Origin of the sequence: Weissella sp. MSCH1, from assembly GCF_045799135.1 — a bacterium.
Classification (GTDB): domain Bacteria; phylum Bacillota; class Bacilli; order Lactobacillales; family Lactobacillaceae; genus Weissella.
The window spans coordinates 16,746-39,942 of record NZ_JBJMBA010000026.1 but is presented as its reverse complement, the minus strand read 5'-3'; the positions used below and the strand labels follow the sequence as shown (position 1 = coordinate 39,942).

General features: G+C 45.9%; 14 protein-coding genes. 2 read left to right on the top strand and 12 right to left on the bottom strand.

The window, feature by feature from the left end; genetic code table 11:
* Positions 1-145 precede the first annotated feature (145 nt).
* The 3 genes from ACJ28U_RS01610 to ACJ28U_RS01600 all read right to left on the bottom strand — a co-directional run bounded on the left by ACJ28U_RS01610 (position 146) and on the right by ACJ28U_RS01600 (position 8,297).
* Complete coding sequence (locus ACJ28U_RS01610; protein WP_407618186.1) at positions 146-7,279, bottom strand: beta strand repeat-containing protein; 7,134 nt, start codon at positions 7,277-7,279, stop codon at positions 146-148.
* Positions 7,209-7,910 carry a KxYKxGKxW signal peptide domain-containing protein gene (locus tag ACJ28U_RS01605; protein WP_407618185.1) on the bottom strand — a complete coding sequence of 234 codons (702 nt, stop codon included), beginning with the start codon at positions 7,908-7,910 and terminating at the stop codon, positions 7,209-7,211. The genes ACJ28U_RS01610 and ACJ28U_RS01605 overlap by 71 nt, the downstream gene beginning before the upstream one ends.
* 261 nt (positions 7,911-8,171) lie before the next feature.
* Positions 8,172-8,297, bottom strand: a complete 126-nt coding sequence (locus ACJ28U_RS01600; protein ID WP_259715762.1) for a hypothetical protein — start codon at positions 8,295-8,297, stop codon at positions 8,172-8,174.
* A gap of 212 nt (positions 8,298-8,509) precedes the next feature.
* On the opposite strand from ACJ28U_RS01600, the gene ACJ28U_RS01595 reads away from it, so the two are divergent.
* Positions 8,510-8,758: a hypothetical protein gene (locus ACJ28U_RS01595; protein ID WP_407618184.1), complete on the top strand. Its 249-nt coding sequence runs from the start codon at positions 8,510-8,512 to the stop codon at positions 8,756-8,758.
* Here ACJ28U_RS01595 and ACJ28U_RS01590 read toward each other — a convergent pair.
* From ACJ28U_RS01590 to ACJ28U_RS01575, 4 genes are all read right to left on the bottom strand, one after another.
* Positions 8,755-9,699 (bottom strand): hypothetical protein, encoded by a 945-nt coding sequence (locus ACJ28U_RS01590; RefSeq protein ID WP_407618183.1) that lies wholly within the window; start codon positions 9,697-9,699, stop codon positions 8,755-8,757. The two genes, ACJ28U_RS01595 and ACJ28U_RS01590, sit on opposite strands and share 4 nt — an antisense overlap.
* A 180-nt stretch (positions 9,700-9,879) precedes the next feature.
* Positions 9,880-11,406, bottom strand: a complete 1,527-nt coding sequence (locus ACJ28U_RS01585; protein ID WP_407618182.1) for a helix-turn-helix domain-containing protein — start codon at positions 11,404-11,406, stop codon at positions 9,880-9,882.
* A 123-nt stretch (positions 11,407-11,529) separates the two neighbouring features.
* Positions 11,530-12,987 (bottom strand): MDR family MFS transporter, encoded by a 1,458-nt coding sequence (locus ACJ28U_RS01580; protein ID WP_407618181.1) that lies wholly within the window; start codon positions 12,985-12,987, stop codon positions 11,530-11,532.
* A 602-nt stretch (positions 12,988-13,589) separates the two neighbouring features.
* A complete protein-coding gene (locus tag ACJ28U_RS01575; protein WP_407618180.1) occupies positions 13,590-15,686 on the bottom strand; it encodes a copper-translocating P-type ATPase in 2,097 nt (698 codons plus the stop codon).
* Between the two features lie 87 nt (positions 15,687-15,773).
* Here ACJ28U_RS01575 and ACJ28U_RS01570 point away from each other — a divergent pair, with 87 nt between their 5' ends.
* Entirely contained in the window at positions 15,774-16,319 is a 546-nt protein-coding gene (locus tag ACJ28U_RS01570; protein WP_099088320.1) for a TetR/AcrR family transcriptional regulator, read from the top strand.
* 53 nt (positions 16,320-16,372) lie between these two features.
* Here ACJ28U_RS01570 and ACJ28U_RS01565 read toward each other — a convergent pair whose 3' ends face one another.
* The 5 genes from ACJ28U_RS01565 to ACJ28U_RS01545 all read right to left on the bottom strand — a co-directional run bounded on the left by ACJ28U_RS01565 (position 16,373) and on the right by ACJ28U_RS01545 (position 22,934).
* Positions 16,373-16,894, bottom strand: coding sequence for a hypothetical protein (locus ACJ28U_RS01565; RefSeq protein ID WP_407618179.1), 522 nt, complete (start codon positions 16,892-16,894; stop codon positions 16,373-16,375).
* Between the two features lie 98 nt (positions 16,895-16,992).
* Positions 16,993-17,349 carry a hypothetical protein gene (locus tag ACJ28U_RS01560; RefSeq protein ID WP_043709217.1) on the bottom strand — a complete coding sequence of 119 codons (357 nt, stop codon included), beginning with the start codon at positions 17,347-17,349 and terminating at the stop codon, positions 16,993-16,995.
* A gap of 12 nt (positions 17,350-17,361) precedes the next feature.
* The gene (locus ACJ28U_RS01555; RefSeq protein WP_063083617.1) at positions 17,362-17,721 is read right to left on the bottom strand and encodes a TetR/AcrR family transcriptional regulator; all 360 of its coding nucleotides are present in this window, start codon (positions 17,719-17,721) and stop codon (positions 17,362-17,364) included.
* 152 nt (positions 17,722-17,873) lie between these two features.
* Positions 17,874-18,542, bottom strand: a complete 669-nt coding sequence (locus tag ACJ28U_RS01550) for a hypothetical protein (protein ID WP_407618178.1) — start codon at positions 18,540-18,542, stop codon at positions 17,874-17,876.
* A gap of 138 nt (positions 18,543-18,680) precedes the next feature.
* Positions 18,681-22,934: an adhesive domain-containing protein gene (locus tag ACJ28U_RS01545; protein WP_407618177.1), complete on the bottom strand. Its 4,254-nt coding sequence runs from the start codon at positions 22,932-22,934 to the stop codon at positions 18,681-18,683.
* Between the last annotated feature and the right edge of the window lie 263 nt (positions 22,935-23,197).

The window sequence follows — 23,197 nt, the reverse complement described above, 5'->3', positions numbered from 1 at the left end:
ATATACCGCGATAACCTCTACTTTCACGTAATTAATACCCTATTTTCTGCGACTTTATCATCCCTTTCGGATAGCAAAAAAGGCGAAGCGATACGTCATCTCTGGACTATCGCTTCGCCTTATTTTTATGCTTAACATTCACCGCTTAACGGGTTGTTGCAGAGTCATCCTCATCTTCGTCATCATCCTTACGACGACGAGCAACCAAGAGACCGAACAAGCCCATCATAATCAACGCAGCAACGCTCAAGAACTCAGTCGTTGAGACCTGGTCATCGGCCGTTGCGTGTTCCAAATTTGCAGACTTCTGATCGACAGTCACGGCATCAATGCGTCCGTTATTGTCATCACCTGCTTGAGAACCAGCAATTTCAGCTGATTGACCCGGCGTATTAACTACGCCCGCGACGCTAACCGTTGCATTAGAGAGTGATGTGGCAACAGCACTTCCCTGGTTCGTCAACGACGTACCTGCAACAGTTGCTACCGTTGTGCCAATCGTGGCAACACCAGCCGCAACGTTAGCACCAGCATTACGCCCACTCGTCGTTGAGTTGCTCAAACTCGTTGATGTTGAATTGCTCAAACTTGTCGAAGTCGAGTTGCTCAATGACGTTGAGTCTGACAAACTTGTCGAAGTTGAGTTACTCAATGATGTTGAATCGCTCAAGCTTGTCGAAGTTGAGTTACTCAATGACGTTGAATTACTCAAACTTGTTGAAGTCGAGCTGCTCAATGACGTCGAGTTGCTCAAACTCGTTGAAGTTGAGTTACTCAATGACGTTGAATCGCTCAAACTCGTTGAGGTTGAACTGCTCAACGATGTCGAGTTACTCAATGACGTTGAATCGCTCAAACTTGTCGAAGTTGATTTACTCAACGATGTTGAGTCTGACAAACTTGTCGAAGTTGAATTACTCAATGACGTCGAATCGCTCAAACTCGTTGAGGTTGAACTGCTCAATGACGTTGAGTTGCTCAAACTCGTTGAAGTTGAGTTACTCAATGACGTTGAGTCGCTCAAACTCGTTGAGGTTGAGTTACTCAATGACGTTGAATCGCTCAAACTTGTCGAAGTTGAATTACTCAATGACGTCGAGTTGCTCAAGCTTGTCGAAGTTGAATTACTCAATGACGTTGAGTCAGACAAACTTGTCGAAGTTGAGTTACTCAATGACGTTGAATCGCTCAAGCTTGTTGAAGTCGAGTTACTCAATGACGTTAAATCGCTCAAGCTTGTCGAAGTTGAACTGCTCAATGACGTTGAGTCTGACAAGCTTGTTGAAGTCGAGTTACTCAATGACGTTGAATCACTCAAACTTGTTGATGTTGAGTTGCTCAAACTCGTTGAAGTTGAACTACTCAATGATGTTGAATTGCTTAAGCTTGTTGAAGTTGATCCACTCAACGATGTTGAGTCTGACAAACTTGTCGAAGTTGAGTTACTCAATGACGTTGAATTACTCAAACTTGTCGAAGTTGAGTTACTCAATGACGTTGAATCGCTCAAGCTTGTTGAAGTTGAATTACTCAATGATGTTGAATTGCTCAAGCTCGTTGAAGTTGAGCTGCTCAATGACGTCGAGTTGCTCAAGCTTGTCGAAGTTGAGTTACTCAATGATGTTGAATCGCTCAAACTCGTTGAAGTTGAATTACTCAATGACGTTGAGTTGCTCAAGCTTGTCGAAGTTGAACTGCTCAATGACGTTGAGTCTGACAAGCTTGTTGAAGTCGAGTTACTCAATGACGTTGAATCACTCAAACTTGTTGAAGTTGAATTGCTCAATGACGTCGAGTTGCTCAAGCTTGTTGAAGTTGATCCACTCAACGATGTTGAGTCTGACAAACTTGTCGAAGTCGAGTTACTCAATGATGTTGAATCGCTCAAACTTGTTGAAGTCGAGTTACTCAATGATGTTGAATCGCTCAAACTTGTCGAAGTTGAGTTACTCAATGATGTTGAATTACTCAAACTTGTCGAAGTTGAACTGCTCAATGACGTTGAATTACTCAATGACGTCGAGTTGCTCAAACTTGTTGAAGTCGAATTACTCAATGACGTTGATCCACTCAACGAAATAGAATTTGACAAACTCGTTGAGCCTGACAATGACGTCGACGTACTCAAAGACTGACTCGTTGATGTCGACTGGCTCAAACTCGTTGATTGACTAATAGATTGTGACGTACTAATTGACGTTGACTGGCTCTGACTTTCTGACTTAGCAACCGCTGCTGCTTCCGAAGCACTTGACTCCGCGTCACTAGCTGCACTCGAGGCGATCTCCGCCGCACTTGAGGCGACGCTGGCTGCACTTGATGCTGCTGAAGCTGCAGAACTGGCGTCCTTAGCTGCGCTTGATGCTGCTTCGTTATCGCCAGCTGTGGCCGCACTATCAGCGGCGCTGGCTGCGGAACTTGCTACTGCTGCTTCTGAAGCTGCGGCCGAGGCAGCAGAACTAGCCTCTGACGCAGCACTCGAAGCGACACTAGCTGATGAATCTGCTGCACTAGCTGCACTTGACGCTGCTGGGAATTCAGTGGCGGCTGAATCCGCTGCTGATGCTGCGGAACTGGCCTTTGATGCTGAACTACCTGCTTCACTTGCATCAGTTGCTGCGTCGCCAGGCAAAGTTGGTGAAACCGACTTAATCTCGGTGTAAGTAATAACCGCCGTCGTCGACGTATTGTTACCGCTCAAAGAAGCCAACTGCACACCATTAACGTCCGCAAAATAACCCTTCACATACGTTGCCGTAACATAGGCAAATGTCACCGTTCCAGTCGTCGCATCAACCTGTGCGGTACCAGCCTTCAACGCATAAGATGGTGCCACATAATTTGCAAAGTCGTCCGCATTGGCGGCATCAATTACCTCACCAGTAATTGCGTCAACTGAAGCAGTCTTAGTCACTACGGCAGTTTGCGTATTAACAGCTAAGTTAGTGCCCTTAAATGAAACAGAACCGGTATACGTTGTATCCGTTGATACCAACTTGGCATTGTGGACAAACGTCACATCAAACGATTGATCTGTCCCATCATTAAAGTCAAAGTTTTGACCCGATGCCGTGTCACTCGTAATCGTAATATTGCCAGCGTAATTTGGTTGTGCATCAGTCACTGAACTGATAGCCGTAGCCAATTGGTCCGCTGTTATTGCATCCCCTGACTTACCTGAAATCGTAACTGTTCCAAGCACCTTACCCGTTGACTTGTCATGAATTGTAATCGTGGCATGCTGGGTTGTCTTGACGTAGTTAACCGTAAACATCTGGACGCTTTCGTCAGCCGTTCCCGCGTTATCCGTATTATCAAATGACCCATTAGCCGCAACGGCCTCAGCCAAACTTGCATAGGTTACGCCATCTGGTCCAACGACCGTGTAAGTGTACCCAGGCGTGGCCAACGTAGCATCTGAAACAGTCGTAAACGTCAACTGATCTGACGTCTTACCAGTGATTGTCTCCAATGTGCTGTTAACGCCGTCCTTATTAGCAATAATCGTCGCCGATTGTGCATCTGGCGTGTAAGTCACCTTGAAAATTTGTTGACTTGGATCGATAGTCCCCACTGCAAAGTCAGTTTCATCAAACTTGCCGACCTTCACTAATGAACCGTTAACCGTCATTGTCGCTGCTAATGCTGCCGCAAGTGACGCGTAAACGATGCCATCCGGCGCCGTTACCGTGTACGTAAAGCCAGCCTTCTTCAAATCAGCATCGCTGGCCTTAAAGGCAATATCAGAATCGGTATCACCAGTCACTTGTTCAGATAAGCCTGCGTTTGGCGCACCAACTTGAAGCTGGGCAACTTGTTGGTTGAAGACGTAGTTCACGGTAAACGTTTGGCGCGTGCCGTCTGATCCAGTGGCCTCAGTCCAATTTGTTGCATCGAACGTTGGGTTGGCTGCTAGTGCATCTTTAAAGTTTGCATACGTTTTACCGTCTGGTCCAGTTACCGTATAGGTTGCACCTGGCATCTTCAAAGTTGTATCGTTCGCTTTAAAAACAATCGAAGATCCAGTGGTCCCGACTGCTGATCCTTGTGAAACACTGCTTGGATAATAACCACCCTTCACAACAACACGTGCAATTTGGGTATTCGCATCTGCATGCAATACCAAAGTCAACGCATCATTTGTCGCATTGTCAGCATCGATTTTATAAGAACCGTTATCAATAGCTGTCCCGTTCACAGTAATCAGCAACGTGCCATCGCTATTAACTGATAAGTGGTATCCAGGAACAGACACGATTGAACTTGTTGTCCCCGCTGCTTTATTCATCGCCAAAATTTGGTCAGCTGTCATCCCAACAAACGCACCCAATTGTGGGTCGCTGATAATAGCTGAACCAGTTCCAATCAATAGACCGTTTGCCAAATCAGTTGTGTGTACCGTACCCGCCGCATCCGTGTATTGCACTTGCAATGACACCTTTACTGCCAAAGTACGCTGGACATTGATGGTTTCAGATGAACTGCCCGCCGTCTTATCCAAATTCGTCCAACTAGTTGCCAACTTAATCGTTGACTGACCGTTGTAACTATTCACATCCGACTTATCCGGTTGGGCCGTCCAAACAACGACCAACTTGTAGTCGCCTTGAGTTGGCAAAACAACCTGGTTCAAACTGAATTGACCAGTTTGGCTATTATAGGTTGCTGAACTGGTGTAATCAGTGACCGTATTACCTTGACTATCCACCAACAATACTGATGTTGGCTTCATATAGTTAGCTGATCCAGTCACCGTAAAGGTTTTCTTTTCACCAGCGTTATTCAAATCCGTTGTCGTTGTGACCGTTTGGGCCGCTGACGTCAATGAAATTGGGGCTGTAGCAGTTGTGGCAGCTGATACGGCGGCACTACCCGTCTTACCAGCAGTTGTTGATGGCGCAATTGTGTGATCAAGTGCCAACCAAATAGCATTCACGGCACTATCAACGTCTTGTTGTGACACATTACTGTTTGCCAAAACTGACTTAGCAGCTGCAATCGCCGTTGCCGTTGCTGAGTCAGTTGTTGTTGTCGCTGCCAAAGATGTCAAAACGCCTTCATCAACTACTTGGTAAACCACATCAGTTGTCGTTGTGTTCGCAACATTGTTAACCGTTGCCGTTGTGGTGTAGTTATTGTCAATGAACGTTCCTCCCGTCAGGCCTGACGTAGAAGGCGTTTGTGCAACGACACCGTAGTGCACATCGGTTACGGCAGCCGCTGATGTTACGTTGAACAAACTTGCATATGAATCCGTCATCGCTTGCAAGCCGGAATTCATTTGCGTCATCATCACTTGAATATTTGACGCCAACTGACTACCAACAACCTTGGTTCCGTTCGTAATTCCCAACGTGATCAAACCAGGAACTGCGTTAAAGACACCAAAATTCAACGCACCTGCTGAACTCAATACCGAGAATTCGGCACTTTGTGAGTTATAGGCTGACATCATAGCTGAGTAGGCCGAATTTTGTGCGGATGCCATCGCATCATACAGGCTTCCCAATAGTGAATTTCCAGCATTCGTGCCTAATGCTCGATAGCTATTCGCAATCGATGCATATAGTGCTGCATAATCGGATGCTTGTTGATAAGCCAACTTATCAACGATCATAGCGGCTGAATCTTGCACGGCCTGCCAGGTACCTGCCATTCCCGCTAAATCACGATAATTTGTACCATCCTTGGTATTTAACAATTGGTAACCAAAATAATTACTTACGAAGTCCGGAATCGTCGTCACAACGTATTGATTAATATCGTCTACCAGATTGTTGACAACCTTAACTTGGTTCGTCAAGGCAGAACGCAACTGATCAACAAGCGCTGCGTTATACGTCGTACCATACGACTTAGTTACATAGTTCGACCCACTCTTTGTCAAATCAGCCGCAACGGTATATGAGTTCGTAATGTCATTTAGGTTCGCCATTGCATCAGATAACGCAGCATATGCGCTTGTTAATTCATCAGCTGAATAGCTCATGCCCGGCACAACACCGCCAAAGAAGAAATTGGCAGCACTATTCCATGTACCCGAATTCTGGCTCATTTGCGTTTGTGCAAGCGTAGATGCACCAGCCGACGTCTGGAGGTAATCCATGTATGACGCCAGGCTGTTAAACATAGACGCCAGCTTACCAGTATTTTTCGCCGCATTTGAACGGGCGTAGCTGCCAACACTCGATGCAAATGATGAACGAATCGAGTCGTTTGCATTAGCCGCCGAAACCCAGAAAAGTCCAGCAACACTGTTATCGGGAACATTAAACGCAAATCCGTTACTCAACGAAGCCATCGACTTGTTCAACATACTTGTGACACTGCTTGCCGCCTTATTTGCATTATTAGCATAGCTTTGTGTCACTGATGCATCCGCACCAGAATATGAATTGTGGATAATTACAGCACTTGAAGTTTTAAGACCAGCTGCAATGGAACGAGCTGACGTGATTAAATCAGCAGCTGACTTGGCTGCTGCTACTGCCGCTGCAGAGAATGAGTTGTAGTCTGTTTGGGCTGATTGACTCGACAATAAATTAGCGGCTGCAATTGACCCGTAGGTAGAGGCACTTTTAGAAGCCGCCGTGGAAGTAGCCGCGTAATTGTTGTACGTCGTGTAATCAGAATTCGTGATATTTCCATTGGCCCAACCCTTTGAAACAGTGAAGCTGTCCTTGAAAGATGCCAATGACGTGTAGTTAGAATCATTACTATACCAATTAGTGTATGCATAACTAGTGGCATAACTCAATTGTGTCGCCGCATTAATCCAGTCACCTGTCTTGATGTAACTGACAGCCTTAGACAAAGCTGCTGATTCCACACCGAATGAAGACACTCCGGAATTCAAGCCAGACGCAAAGCTAGTCACCTTATTAGCAGCTGACAATGCAACACTTGCTGCCGAATCACCTGCCGTCTTAGCGCTAGCCAACTGTGCTTGTTGCAATGCTGTATTTGACTTTGCCAAGTTGCTGTAGCTGTCAGTTACACTCTTAGCAGATACTGCTGAGGTTGAATTCTTTGATACAACCGCAAACTCAGACTTAATCGTACTAGTAGCTTGTGACATGATATCAGAGGTTATCCCTGATCCCATTTGGTTCACAATGTATGAACTACCACCAGGTGTTACGGCGACTGTGTTACCAGCACTATCAACCGTGTACTTGATGTTACCAACTGTGGCGTTGCTTGGTGCATTAATCGTCACCGCAACAGAACTTGTGTTGGCCGTTGCTGACGTTGAGGCAGCCTTTGACATGTTTAACATCAAATGAATTTGAACTTGACGTTGAGGCGCTCTTGTTAACCGTTACCGCACCTTGATTGTTAATCGATGACGTTGCCGAATTACCAGAAATTGATGGGTAAGCGTCCTTGTTACCATATGATCCCAACGTACCGGTACCATCGGCCGTTGAGCCAGACGTGGCTGACTTGATAACGCTATTGGCACTATCACCAGCTCCCACTGCATTACTCGTCAACGTGTTAGATGCTGCTGTGCTAGCTGTTTCGCTTGGTGCTGGCGTCGCTGATGCCGTCGTAACTGGCGTTGCGCCCGTTGATTGACTCGTCGTGTTGACTGTCGCAGCCGTTGCGACTGGCGTTACCGCTGTGTCAGACGTTGCTACTGCATCAGTTGTTGGTGTTGTCGTGGTACTAGTCGACGTAGACAATGTCACTGTATTGCTATCAGTCGAGCTAGTTCCTGTATTGGTTGTCGTAGCCACTGTCGCCGCATCAGTGGTATCAGCTGATGCTTGTTGTGAAGGCGCAGCGATACCAGCCCCCAACGCGATGGCCATAATCCCGGCAAACATCCATTGCTTACCGTCTTTATACATTTTGTAGTGCGTTTTTGACTCAAAATCAGCCGTGTGTAATGATTTGAAATTCATTATCTTTCCCTCTTCTCATCATAACCGTGAACCCTACTGCCTTTGTTGCATCAAAAAAGCCACAAAGTCCCGTATTAAACGTAACTTCGTGGCCCTTAAAATCATTTTATTAGGTCGTTAACTGCGAAGGTTACGCGACATTCACCATAACTAGTGTCATTTATGTTTCCAAGGCGTTCCCACAACTCTTGGTTCCTTCGTACCAGATATGTAAAATGTAGGCATACCTTCATTCAAGACATGCCTACAGGAATTTTATTATTACTTCGTTGCCAAATCAACTTTTCGGTTTTCAACAATCACGTTACGTGACAACTGTCCTTGTGTCATAACCAAAGTTGACAATCCAGCGACCATCCATTGCTTGTTCTCTAACTTGTTGTACATTGTTGTATCCCCCGCTCTTCGTTGTTTGATAACTTACTTTATGTTAATTAGTATAACCGTTATACTTACAAAAAGTTGATTTGCACCACAATTGGAACGGTTTAGCGAATTTTAACGCATTTGGATAACAAACAGACGCAAAAGTCGCGAAATTAGCTCAAATCTGGGACAAATTACGCCGATACAATACCCAAAGAACGGAGGTAGCCACCATGAACAACGATCAGATTATCAATTTTTATCAGAATAACGGGTTCGGCCACATTGACTTAACGAACAATCGAGAAATTCGAAGCTTACCAAGTTTCGGACAATTCGGTCTGATGACCCTCCGCATTTTCAATCAAACTGGTGCACCTGAACCAGAGGTCATTTTTCAATGGGATAATCTATCCTCAGCCCTGGCTTGGGCCATTAACTTATCTGATTTTATGGCCTTGGTCGAAAAATACAATCATTAATTAGCCATCGTTGGTTGTTCAAAACGAACTTGGCGTAGTAATGCGACCACCGCCCGATAGTCATCACGAGTCGAGGCTTGCGCAAGCGTCGATTGACTCTCAGCCATCAATCTGTCAGATTCAGGCGTCAATGTGGCATTTGATTGCCACACCATCGCTGCATTCGTATACAAATCTTGTACATAATTCGCAACCGTTGCCAAATCTGACAGCGACATAATTTTATCGCTCAATACCGGCTCTAACTGCTGAATTAGCTGTCCAATGACCATGTACTCTTCTGGTGCCGAGGCAATCGCGACATACAAGTGAGCTGCTGAAAAGAAGTTCACCAAATCTGCAAATTGGAGCAATTGATACTGGGCAACCTTTAAGTACAAGCCCCCGACCAATTCATCCAAGAACTCGCGACTTTCGCGGTGGAAGGCTACTAATTCATGGTCGAACACACCTAAAGCTTGTAACAGGCCGAATCGATTGGTTGTTACCGCCGTTTGTAAAGCTTGATACGGTCCACTCAGGCTCGGGTCAACACTTGCTGGCGCGTATACCGCCAACCAGTGTTGCGCTAACGTTTGCTGGGCCATCATTTTATCGGCTGTCGCTGCAATTTGGAGTGGCCGAATGGCATCACGCGTGCTACTCAAAGCGGCGCACAAACGATTAATCGTTGCATCCGTGACGTCAACCACCTGATCAATGTTTGCCATCAAACTAGCTCGGGCCTGCACATACTGTTCGTGTGCAATCACATCATCTTCTGTTGCAATCTCATCAACCACTTTCACCAGTCGCATTGCAAAAGCCTTCAAAACAGATGGATCTAGTTCAGCCGTAGTGCTAGTAGGCGCTGACTGCTGTGCCTCCATATTATGAAGTGCTTGCTCAGCAATTTCAGCCAACGACTGATACATTCTCATTGTGCGATTACTTTGTTCCATCGTCGTTCTCACCACTCTTTCACCACAATTCTCATAGTAGCCATCAGTCTAGGGAGTCCCAGGCCACTTTATTAACCTTCATTATAGCGTGAAGCGCCCGCCCTGCAAACGTTACTTACAAAAAGACTATCTCTCTATTGAAACGCCCACCAATCGCTATCTTGATTGGTGGGCGTTTTACTAATCATTGTCCGGGTTCAATTCTTTAAATCGTGCTTCGAATTTTTGCCGTTTAATCACCGACAAACGTGACCGTAATTGGGCAATTTGCTTAATGGTTGGGAGTTGTTGCCAATCAAAACGATTTCGGCTATCAACGTCCGCCAACATGGCATCTGAAATGACTAAATCAACGTTATCTTCAAAACGATTCGTAAAAACAATATTAAACTCTGCCATCCCCGCCAACATACGCTTCAAAATGACTTCAAGCGCCGGGCGGTACGTAATATCAATATCAATTTTAATCGGCGCAAAAATTTCAGCCTGGTCAAGGTAGGCAGCAAACGCGGTAAACAAATAACCAAACATCAAGCGTTCAGATTCTTCAGGTGTAAGGTCGCGCAACGGCGCTATGTCACGGCTCACATCGATCGCCATTTCAACCAACACCGGGTACATGCGGTAAGCCTCTTCCATGTCAAAATTGCGCCGGTGTCCCACATCAATCGCGTGCAACTCAAACATCAGTACTGGGGGCAATAACTCACGCCTGATTTGGGTCGCACTGGCCGGTGTCATCGCGACACCAAAGTAGCGTTGATGATAGTCAGCGACAATCGTCATAATTTCTGTAATGCGTTGTTGCATCTTTGGCGTAATAATATGTTCCCAGTCCGTTGAACCGACGACATTTAACATATACAAATAATACAAGGTTTCGCGTGCCTCAACTGCCGCCTGCTCCGCATTGATGGTGTCGTACTGCAGTGAATCAGCCACCATTTCTGCCAACAAGGCTTGCGTTGTTGGCGCCATATCAGTTGTTGGCACAAAAATATCATCTAAGTTATGCGGGTCAACAAAATGCCCCTCGCGTACCCGAATCGCAGCCAGCGCATAATAGAAGCGTAAGGCAATCCGCTTTGAATCGCGAATAAATGGTTCTGCCGTAAACGAAGCAACTAAGCGGTCGATCCCCTCGTCGGCCTGTTGTTTCAATTGTTCACCATATGGAAATTCGCGATCACCAAAATAACGAACTGCGAGGCGGAAAAAGAACATCCGAATTGCGGATTCATCCCCCGTAAAATGGTAATGATCATCAATGCCAATCCCCAATGGCGCCAGACGTTCTGCCAGATGATTTTTTACATTGCGCGTTGTACTTGGTGTCGTTAAATAACGCTCCGCAAATTCTTCATACGACGTCACAGTCTCCAAGAACACTTCTTTGATGAAATTCCAATATAAAGATTCGCGCAGATAAACTAGCATCACGGCATCAACATTAACGTGCCGTTTCAGGGATAAGAGCAATTTTTTCTCGTCCGCTGATAATTGCAAAGACTTGTCAGCACTTTGTTCTTCACCGTATATTACCGTTAAATCAGCAACCAATTCGCTCGCCACCGTCAAAACCAGGTATTTTGACCACGACAACGCCTCACCGATTTCCTTAACTGAGATTTCGCCTTGAATCTGCCGTTTCAAATACGTCAGCAATTCAATCTTTTGCCGTTCCTTCTTTTCCAGCATCCAATCCATTTTTCATTCTCCCTAACACGTGCTCATTCACTCACTTATTATAAGGTCATTTCGTCAATTCGGGGGCCTTTTTGCGTAAATCCATGAAAAAAAGGCCATGTGTTTCCACATCGCCTTTTAAATTTATTTCTTTAATTGACGGGTTGCCCACATATTCGTTGCAATCGCACCAATCATCAACAAGGCACCTACCCAGAAGATATTGTGTAGACCAAACGTCATGATGTCACGTAACGGTGCAATGTGACTAGCTGGCAAGTTCTTAGCCGTATTTGGATCAATCAGTTCATTTAGTTCATTGAACTTCAAATTACTGTGACCCCGTAAAGCAATTGCCATCGACACATTCAAGACAACGCCGTAAACCGTTGTCATCATCGTTTGGACCATCGCCCGTGCCAAGTTATTAAATGATGTTGCCATACCGACTTGACTTGGCGCAACTGTTTGTTGCGCCATCACCGTCGTCCCTGTCATCGTTGACCCCATTGTCAAACCAAAAATCACACCAGTTGCCAAGAACAATACAAACGGTGCATCCCCTGGCATAACAGCCAACATAATGGCGTACAGCGTACCAATAAGCAAACTAAACTTAAAGAGATATTGTGCACCATGCTTAGACATCACACGACCCGCAATCATCGCACCAAACATCCAAACTACTGAACTTGGTGTCACAACGAACCCCGCAACCGATGGCTTCATACCACCCAAGGCCTGCATCCAAGTTGGCAAGTAAACGTTATAAGCGATAATGAAACCAGCCACCAAGCCGGCAATCGCGTTTGCTGCTGTAAAATCGACTGACTTAAACATTGCCAAATCAATCAATGGTTCCTCAGCCTTACGTTCCCGCTTAATGAACAACCACAAGCCGAGTCCTGACATGATAAAGAAGACAACCATCAAGAGCCATTGTGATTCGGAAATCATTTGCAACCCTAACAACAAGCCCACGATGAACATCGTCATCCAAAGCACACCAGGATAATCAATCGTGGCCTTCCGACGTTCGAAGCGATCCTTATAGAAGAAGACCAAAATACCAATCGCGATTAAGCCAACTGGTACGTTGATGAAGAACACCCAGTGCCATGACAGGTTTTGTACCAAATAACCACCGACTAGTGGTCCAACCATTGAGGCGACACCCCAAGCTGTTGAGTTCAGTCCCATGACTGAAGCCCGCTTCTCGATGGGATACAAATCGGCCAAAATTGTAAAAGCGACGGGCATGATACCACCCGCACCGATTCCCTGAATCGCACGCCAGAAAATCAAAGCGCCCATACTGTCGGAAATACCACTCATCATTGAGCCGAATAAGAAAATAATAAGTCCTGATAACATGGCTGGCTTACGGCCAATCAAATCGGCAAGCTTACCGTAGATTGGCGTCGCAACTGCAGTCATCAACATGTAAATACTGAACACCCAACTCATCAACTTGATACCGTGCAAGGAACCAATGATGGTTGGCATGGCGGTTGAAATAACGGTTCCTTCAACCGCTGACATAAATGTTGAGAGCAAAATGGCGGCCGTGATAATACCGACAAACTTTGGCTTGTTCTCCACAACATCCACCTTCTTTCGTTTTTTCTAGACGCTTTATTCTAACATTGTGTCAGTACAATGGTGGTTTAAAGGGGCGTTATGAAAAATTTCTCGCATTTTGCGTCAGTTTCGGCACTTTTGTTATGTGACTCAAAAATTGTTGCATACTATAATCATTCAAGGCGCAGATATGCACCCTAGAATCTAGCATATTCAGATGCCGGTTAATCGGATATCCCCCTATCCCCTTAGTTTCATGCCGATTAACCACCCATTAAGCCACGTGCCCCCTCACGTGGCTTTTTTGATGCGTTCACAAGCATTCCGACAAATGGGATTTCACTTATTAAAAATACACAAAACTTCCCGTTTTTGGCACTTTTGCAAAAAATGCAAATAATTCACGCATACTAAATCAAGTAATAAGCGTTCCGGTTGTACGCATCGTCTTTTTCTCTCTTTCCCTTTCTCGGCGGTGTGACATCGAACGTGGTGAACCACTTTTCCCACAATCCGTGGTTCACAAAGTATGACTTTTTGAGAGAGTCAGATTGAGCGTCCTAATGGAATGATCAGGATATAGAAAAAGCACGTCGTTTTCATCACGGCGTGCTTTTTTGCGTTTATTTTAACCTAAGCGTCATGGCATTAATGGCAACAACAATTGTGGATAAGGACATTAGGATGGCCCCGACCATTGGATCCAAACGAATACCAATCGGCATCAAAATTCCGGCTGCTAATGGCAACGCAATTAGATTATAGCCAGCTCCCCACCACAGGTTTTGCGTCATCTTACGCTTGGCTTGGCGTGCCAATGACAACAATGTTAACACATCGCTTGGCTTTGAGTGGACCAAGACAACATCTGCTGCATTAATGGCGACATCCGTTCCAGCGCCAATCGCCACCCCTAGGTCAGCTTGGGCCAGCGCAGGCGAATCATTCACCCCATCACCAATCATCATCACTCCACCTTGTTGTTGGTATTGTGTCACCAAAGCTACCTTATCTTGTGGCTTCAAATTTGCATGTACCTGTTCAATCCCTAATTGTTGGGCGATGACTTGGGCAGCCGCTTCATTATCACCAGTTAACATGACGGGCGTAATTTGTTGTGCTTTGAGATCTGCAATAAATTGACGGGTGTCATCCTTGATGGCATCCCCCCACCCGATAACACCGACAACCGTGTCATGTTTAACCAAAAAACTAACCGTATAGCCTTTGTCAGCTAGTGTCGCAAACATGGCGTGTTCATGGGCGATACCCCGTTCATGTAATGCTGGCATATTTAACAACGCAAAGTGATCATCCCCAATCATACCGGTCACACCGGCACCTGGAATGGTTTCCTGATGCATAACCGTTGGCAAGTCTCCAGTGACTGCCTGCAAAAGACTCGTGGCAATCGGGTGCGTACTACCTTGTTCTAGGGCAGCTGCTGTCCGCAAAATTTCATCCGCCGTCATGGCATCCGTTGTTGTTAGGACTTGTTGCACTTTAAAGTTTCCAGCCGTCAACGTGCCCGTCTTATCCATCAACGCATAACGCAATTGATTCACTTGCTCTAAGGCGGGACGGTTTTGAATCAACAGTCCTTGTTGTGCCGCAATGCCTGTCAAGCGGGCAACAACCAACGGAATCGCTAAGCCCAACGCATGGGGACAAGCAATAATGAACACGGTCACAGCAATTGGCAAAGCAAAAGCAAAACCGTGAATAACCGTCCAAACTATCAAAGCCAAAATGCCAATAATCGTGGCCGCATAGAACAACCAGCCAGCCACGCGGTCAGCTAACGTTTCAGACTTTGTTTTCGCCTGTTGTGCTCGGGTTACCAATTGCTGGACCTGGGCTAAGAAACCATCTTGGGCTTGCTTGGCAACGGTCATCGTAAACGGCGTGTTGCTGTTCAACGAACCGCCAACGACATGGTCACCTTCATGTTTCATCACGCCAACCGACTCGCCTGTTAAGAGTGATTCGTCCAGGGTTGGCATCCCCGTTAACACGCGACCATCAACCGGCACGCGTTCGTTTTCTTTAACGAGCACGACATCGCCCAAATCTAACTCGTCAATGGGCGTGTCTTGATAATGTTCGTCATGTTGCCGGCGGTGGGCCGCTTTTGGCACCAAATTGGCCAAGGCATCAACCGCCGAACCAGCCTTCATAACCGCATTCATTTCAATCAAGTGACCTAACAACATGATATCGATCAGCGTGGCGAGCTCCCAGAAGAAGTCCATTATCATCGCGTGAGGGTGCAAAGCGTTCATGATTGTGGCATACAAACTATAAAAGTACGCGACCACAATCCCCATCGTAATCAACGTCATCATCGCTGGTTGCTTGCTTTGCAATTCACCACGCGCACCGTTAAAGAAGGGTGTTCCACCATAGAAAAATAGAATCGAACCAAGGACGAGCACTAACCAGTTCTGGCCAGGAATGCCAGTAATCGTAAATGGCAGGGCCATCCCCATCATCGGTGATAGCAAAATAATTGGAATCGTCAAAATAACCGAGACAATTAACTTTTGCTTCATGTTACCCATATGCATCATGTGACCACCGTGCATCATCATGTCGTGGTCACCGTGGTTCATGTGCATATCGTGCATATCGTGCATATCGTGGTTAGTATGCTGCATGTGGTCGTGGTTGTCATGCGAATTATGATTCATTGACTGTTTCTTCATGTCTTCGTCGTTCATATTTGCCTCCTATACTCCTACTTTCATTTTTATCTTAAAACATTTAGACTAAAAACCAATGAACGAAAATGAACGGAGTGTTGATTTATGAAAACTGAAAGTGCCCCAGCGAAAATCAAAATCGCTTTTACCCAACTCATGCAACAAAATACGTTCGATAAAATCACCGTCGCTGCCATCGTGAAAGCCGCCGACATCAATCGTGGCACCTTCTATCTACACTACGAGGACAAATATGCGCTGGTTGAAATCTTAGCTGCCGATCTGTTATCAGCAATCCAACAGATTGTTCACGATAATCCTGGTAGTCAGTCTGAAATCTTAACGCCAACTGGTACGCATAGTTTGTTGACGTATTTATACGGCGAACGTCAACTGCTCCGCGGGTTACTTTTCAGCGGTGCTGATTTGCAATTCCAATACAAGCTCAAACTCATTCTATTGGAGAATGTTCAGGTCAAGCCACACGGTCTGCCTGAGATTTATGCCAAGGAAATGATTGTGGCACACTTTATGAGTGTGATTCTTTTATGGCTGCAGCGTGATTGTCAGGAGCCAATTGATCAAATCGCCTCGTTATTGCAAACCGGCACCATGTCAGATGACTGGCACGCCTTATATCACCATAACTAACAAAAACGCACAACTCCATCATAGAGTTGTGCGTTTTCATTAGGCCTCTTTCTCTAGTTAGCCGCGAGTACTTGTCTTTGTCGCTGTACCAACTTCACGAATTGCACCTTCATTCTTGGTGGAATCCGCACCGGTTCAGGCTTAACCGTAATTAAACCTGCCGTCGCAAATTCATCCAACGCTTTACGCTGCGCTGGCGTCATGTCATTCGCGTATTGTTGCACACCATTGTGTACACTCATTGCGCCTGTAATTTTCATGGCATATGCCGTCATTGCCGTGTAGCAAACCTTTGGTACCGACTTAATGTAGTCTTCAATTGTCGTGTTTAAATCACGCGCTGCCAACGCATTCAGCATCATGCTGTGTGATCCACGCAAATCGTACCAAAGCCCCTCTTGCGTCAAAATCCCCTCAAGACCCGTTTCAGGCTTATTGCTGCAATCATTCGTGGCCAAAAATTCTTGTACCGTCACCGGCGGATTTTTGGTCATGAATTCTGCAACCATCACCTGTACTGAGCCATTTTGCTGCAACCAATTTTCGATCCGTTGTGCCTTCTCCATTGCGTCCATAACGTTGAACTCCTTTCGTAGCCGTTGGATACCTCTAGCCTACGCTTAATTCGTTCAAATGTTAAATGATATGCCTTGGACCGGCCACACGAGAATCTTTACATGACGTGTTGGTTGATGGTATTAACAATATCAACGCCATCATCTACGCTCAATACTAAACGAACGTATTCCTCATCATGAAGTTGCACAACGATGACGTCGCTGCCACCGATTTCAGCATTATAGAACGTTTTTTCACCCTCTAAAATGAAGGTCCCCGCATACTTACCCGGCACACGCAAACCAGGCCATTTCATCCCCTTTGGTTCTGCCAACGCTTCATTATCTAGTGTTGCTCCCGCAATATGTGTATACGGGATTACCAAATTACTTTTGAAGCTCCACATCTTGTCTAGTCCATTAATTGTAATTGTTAGTGTTTGTTCCCCAAACGTTACTGAATTAATTGCCATGATATCCCCCTATCATTTTGCCTTTGCTAATATCTGTAAACCGATCTTAACCGCTAATTGTTCTGTATCAATGTCCACCAAGTAATCCTGTAAAAAGTTCTTCACCACTGGATTATTCGGTGCAACTTCTAGTAACGCAACAATCAAAAAATCCAATTCTTGCTCAGTTAATGCATCAAGCGTCGGTAACTGTTGTAGACCGGCCACAAAAATTCCTAACTTACTACCGTATGCCGCATATAAGCTGCCCCGTAATAAGCCGGATGCTGCTACAAGTTCCGACACCGATGCACCTTCATACCCACGGGTAATGAAAACCGGCATCAATTGTTTCGCAATCGCTGCTTTGTCAAAGTTTCGTTGTCTTGCCATGCCGCCTCCTTTTTCTTGACCGTTCGTTCAATATTATTATATTGCTTTTTTGACTGGTTGGTCAAGAATAATCACTTTACTCAATATGATATCCAGCCTAAAAAAAAGGAGCCGATGATGAACATCGTCTCCTTTACGCTTTAATCACTTACTTAAGCAGGCAATAAATCAAACGCCTTGTTGATTGTCGACAAATCCAATTCCTCTTCAACTGCTGTTACGGTTGCCTTTTCAGCATCCGTAGCATAGAAGCGCGCCAGCATATCCGCTTTCGTGATTGTTGAATGATCTTGCCATGTGGTGTTATCCGAATTTGCCGATGCATTATCAGTCGTCGTATGCGGCCAAGCTACCGTGAACGATCCATCATGATTATCCACAAAACGGGCAACGTGATCCGGCCAACCGCCTGCGCCCTCACCATAATCATAGATAACAATCTTGTTTGCCGTCCCCATGTACACACCGTAATGCGTGTTCATATAAGGATTACCATCATTCCACGCTGCCGTAATTATCAGTGCTAATTGTGTCTTCTGAGGCAAGTTATCAAAAATATCATTTGGTGACTGCCGTGATGATGAACTAGCTGATGATGCCACAGATGCCGATGAGGCTACCGTTTGCGATGTTTGTGTTTTAGTAGATGATTGCTTAACTTGTGCGGAAGCCAACTTCGCTGACATCGACCGTGTTTTCGCTTGCTCCGTTTGCAACGCTTTCTGTTGTGACTGATGTTGTACAACCGCGTACGCCCCTGCGCCACCAACCGCAACAACTACTAATGCCGTTGCAACACCGGCAATAAACCCTTTACTCATTTCGCCAACTCCTCTTTAAATCATACGTAATATTGTAAACTGATTTATTTCCTGTATGTCAGAAATCCGGAAAATAATACTCGATAAAAAAGAACCAGCAGTTAAACTGGTTCTCTTAGCTTTATAGCTGCTTACGACTTAATCGTTTGAGTTACCACGATTTACCCAAGCTAGAATTGCGGTGCTACCTAGCAACAACGCAATCATATATGGCCAAATGTTAAAGGCACTTTCACTTTCAGGTGCATCAGCTACTTCTTTTTCAACGTTTTGTTCACGTGCTTGATTCAAGATACGGTCAACACCGTTAACAGTACGAGCGTCATCGACACGGTCAATAAAGTCTCGTTTTTGTTCATCAGACAAATGCTGCATTTTATTAATTTCAGCAATTGCTGCTTTTTTCTTATCGGCTAATTTATCAGCCTTAATTTGGCTATCATTTTGATTTTGTGCATCGCTCAAAATAGCTTTGACTTCATCAGGCGTCGTTGCTGAATTAATACGATCCTTGTACCCTTGCTTTTCAGCATCTGACAAGCCCGTCATCTTATCAACATCCCCATTAGCTGCATTTTTAGCGTCTTGTAGTAATGTATCCGCCGTGTAGGCAAGACTGCCACCAGTCGGTGTACTGTCTGTGCCAACACCATTAGTATTCATCGTTACTGGTGTTGAAGCAGTTGGCACGCCACTTGTCGAAGTGTCAGTAGAGTTACCGCCATTCGCACTGCCATCTGTTGAGGCGACCGCGGGTATACCAGCATTATCGCTCGCATGTACCGCGCCGGTAGCACCACCGTTGTTTGCACCAGCTACATCTGCATTTTCCAAAGCTACCGGAGCTGCGCCTGTATCGCCAGTTGGTGCAATAACATCTGTAGCAACTGGTGCTGAGGCGCCATCACTACCTGGAATTGTGCCACCATCGCCTGGAGTTGTGCCATCACCGCCTGGGGTTGTGCCACCATCGCCTGGGGTCGTGCCACTATCACCCGGTGTTGTTCCATCACCACCTGGGGTTGTGCCACCATCACCTGGAATTGTGCCACCATCGCCTGGAGTTGTGCCATCACCACCTGGGGTTGTGCCATCACCGCCTGGAGTCGTGCCATCACCACCTGGGGTTGTACCACCATCGCCTGGGGTCGTTCCGCCATCGCCTGGGGTCGTTCCGCCATCGCCTGGGGTCGTTCCGCCATCGCCTGGGGTCGTTCCGCCATCATCCGGATTTTCAGTCGCGGCCTTTGCATTTGCAACAATTTGTTCAACTGCTTCAACCGTTGTGGCATTAGGCAATTGATCAAGATACGTCTGCTTGCCCGCGTCATCCAAGTTTGTCAAACCACTAATTTCTGTCGTCGCCCAGTCCTTTGCGTTCGTCAAGTTCTGCGCTGTGGCGTCAGTTACGGTTGCGTCGATGGTATCCGCGGTTGTGGCGTCGTCTACTTGTTGCTTATAAGCCGCCTTTTCTTCGTCAGTCAGATACTTCATCCCATCAATAGCTGCAGTTGCGTCAGCCTTCGCATCGCTTAGGTCGGTACTTGTGGCGTTACGTGCATCCTCAACAATTTGTTCGACGGCTTCAACAGTCGTAGCATCCTTCAATTGATCAAGATACGTCTGCTTATCTGCATCATTCAAATTCGTCAAACCACTAATTTCTGTCGTCGCCCAGTCCTTTGCGTTCGTCAAGTTCTGCGCTGTGGCATCAGATACGATTGCGTCGATTGCATCCGCGGTTGTCGCGTCAGATACCTGTTGCTTATAGTCGGCTTTCTCCTCGTCTGTCAGATACTTCATCGCATCGATGGCCGCCGTTGCGTCAGCCTTTTCGGCAGTCAGGTCAGTACTTGTGGCGTTACGCGCATCCTCAACGATTTGTTCAACTTCTTCAACCGTTGTAGCACCTGGTAATTGATCTGTATAGGTCTTCTTACCCGCATCATCCAAGTTCGTCAAACCATTAATCTCAGTCGTGGCCCATTCCTTCGCGTTCGTCAAGTTCTGCGCTGTGGCATCCTCAACAACTGCATCAATCGCGTCCGCTGTTGTCGCATCAGTTACTTGTTGCTTATAGTCGGCTTTCTCTTCGTCCGTCAGATACTTCATCGCATCGATGGCTGCTGTTGCGTCAGCCTTCGCAGCAGTTAAATCTGTACTCGTGGCATTGCGTGCATTTTCAACGATTTGTTCAACTGCTTCAACTGTTGTAGCACCTGGTAATTGATCTGTATAGGTCTTCTTGCCCGCATCATCCAGATTCGTCAAACCATTAATCTCATCTGTCGCCCAGTCTTTTGCATTCGCCAAATTTTTTGCGGTTGCGTCAGTTACGATGGCGTCGATGGCGTCCGCAGTTGTGGCATCGTCTACTTGTTGCTTATAGTCAGCCTTTTCTTCGTCTGTCAGATACTTCATCGCATCAATCGCTGCCGTAGCATCGGCCTTCGCAGCGGTCAAATCAGTACTTGTGGCATTACGCGCATCCTCAACGATTTGTTCAACTTCTTCAACCGTTGTAGCACCTGGTAATTGATCTGTATAGGTCTTCTTACCCGCATCATCCAAGTTCGTCAAACCATTAATCTCAGTCGTGGCCCATTCCTTTGCGTTCGCCAAGTTCTGCGCTGTGGCATCAGATACAACTCCATCAATCGCATCTGCGGTTGTGGCGTCAGATACCTGTTGCTTATAGTTGGCTTTCTCCTCGTCTGTCAGATACTTCATTGCGTCGATAGCCGCTGTCGCATCAGCCTTCGCAGCGGTCAAATCAGTACTTGTAGCGTTACGGGCTTCTTCAACGATTTGTTCAACTGCTTCAACGGTCGTTGCATCTGGCAATTGATCTGTATAGGTCTTCTTGCCCGCATCATCCAAGTTCGTCAAACCATTAATCTCGTCCGTCGCCCAGTCTTTTGCGTTCGCCAAATTTTTTGCGGTTGCGTCAGTTACGATTGCGTCGATGGCATCCGCGGTTGTCGCATCAGTTACTTGTTGCTTATAGTCGGCTTTTTCTTCATCCGTCAGATACTTCATCGCATCAATCGCTGCCGTTGCGTCAGCCTTTTCGGCAGTCAAGTCAGTACCTGTAGCATTTCGCGCATCTTCAACGATTTGTTCGACGGCTTCAACCGTTGTAGCACCTGGCAATTGATCGAGGTAAGTTTGCTTGCCCGCATCATCTAAGTTGGTCAAACCACCAATTTCCGTTGTTGCCCAGTCCTTTGCATTCGCCAAGTTTTGCGCGGTGGCATCCGCAACAACTGCATCAATTGCATCCGCTGTTGTCGCATCGGCTACCTGTTGCTTATAAGCCGCCTTTTCTTCGTCGGTCAGATACTTCATCGCTTCAATGGCCGCTGTTGCATCAGCCTTTGCGGTAGCCAAGTCTGTACCGGTCGTATCAACTTGCAATGGTGTCGTGCCAGCTGCATTTGCAAACAAGTCAACGTTAATCAATTCTGACCGTGCAATGGCTCCCTTTACCGAAACAGAGTCTTGCGTGCCATCTGGCGTAACTTGCGTTGGAATCGTTACCGTAGTGCTACCAAGGATAGATAAATCAACTAACTGATTAACCGTATCACCTGTTCCGGTGGTCAACTCGCTAATTAATGGTGTTAACAAATTATCAACCAATGGACTCAAAACCGGGTCCAAATTAACAACGCCCAACAAATTAATACTTGATAAGGTGTCCAACAAGTCTGACAGCGTACCACTCAACGTTTGGCTTAATGCCGTCCCTAGTCCACCATCAATATTCACTGCCAAATATTGACTACCATCCGGCAAGGTTGTGACCGTTGCTTCACTTGGATCGATTGTATATTGTGCTGTAATCGCACCATTTTTCAAATTGTCTAGCGTTGCGTTCAACTTATCAACCGTAGACGCCCCAACTATTGGCTTAGTCAGCGGTGTATCAATAAGATTCAACACACCTTGCAGTCCATTAACAATCGGATCCAGAATAGTTCCTAATCCGCCAGTAACCGCAACATCTACGCTAATGGGACCATTAGCCGTAATATCCGTTCCTGCTGGTACCTGCAGCGCAACCTCACGTGAACCTGTGTTGACCGCTGAAAGGTCGGCAACACCACTTCCTGTCACAGTAAAGTTAACATTTGTTGCTTGATTTGCTGGTAGTGGTTCAGTCACATCGGCAGTTGTATCAACATCACTAAATATCTGACTATCCACAACCGCTGCATCTGCCGTTCGTTGGGTAATGTGTACCCCATTTTGATCAACCGACACAAAATCTGATAGCGTAACACCACCAAAAGCTAAGCCAACAACGCCTGCAATTACCCACATCTTCTTTGCCTTGTACATCCGCTTTCTTTCAACAGATGACACCAGCGTCTTTCCCACTTTTTTCATAGTGAACCCCCCACAGTTCTATACTCTCTAATTAACCTACAACGAGGTCGCCCAACACAGTCAATGATTCGAAACCACTGAGATAGCCGAGCACCACGCCAATAAACCGATTTTTTACAAAATACTCTCAATTCTGCAAAATTAATACAATTTATTTTTACCACAAATAAAAAGCGAATACAAAACAAATCTATTGTGATATTTTTATTTTATATAAAAAGTAAAATATTAACGCCTAAAACATATTTATAATCAATTATTAA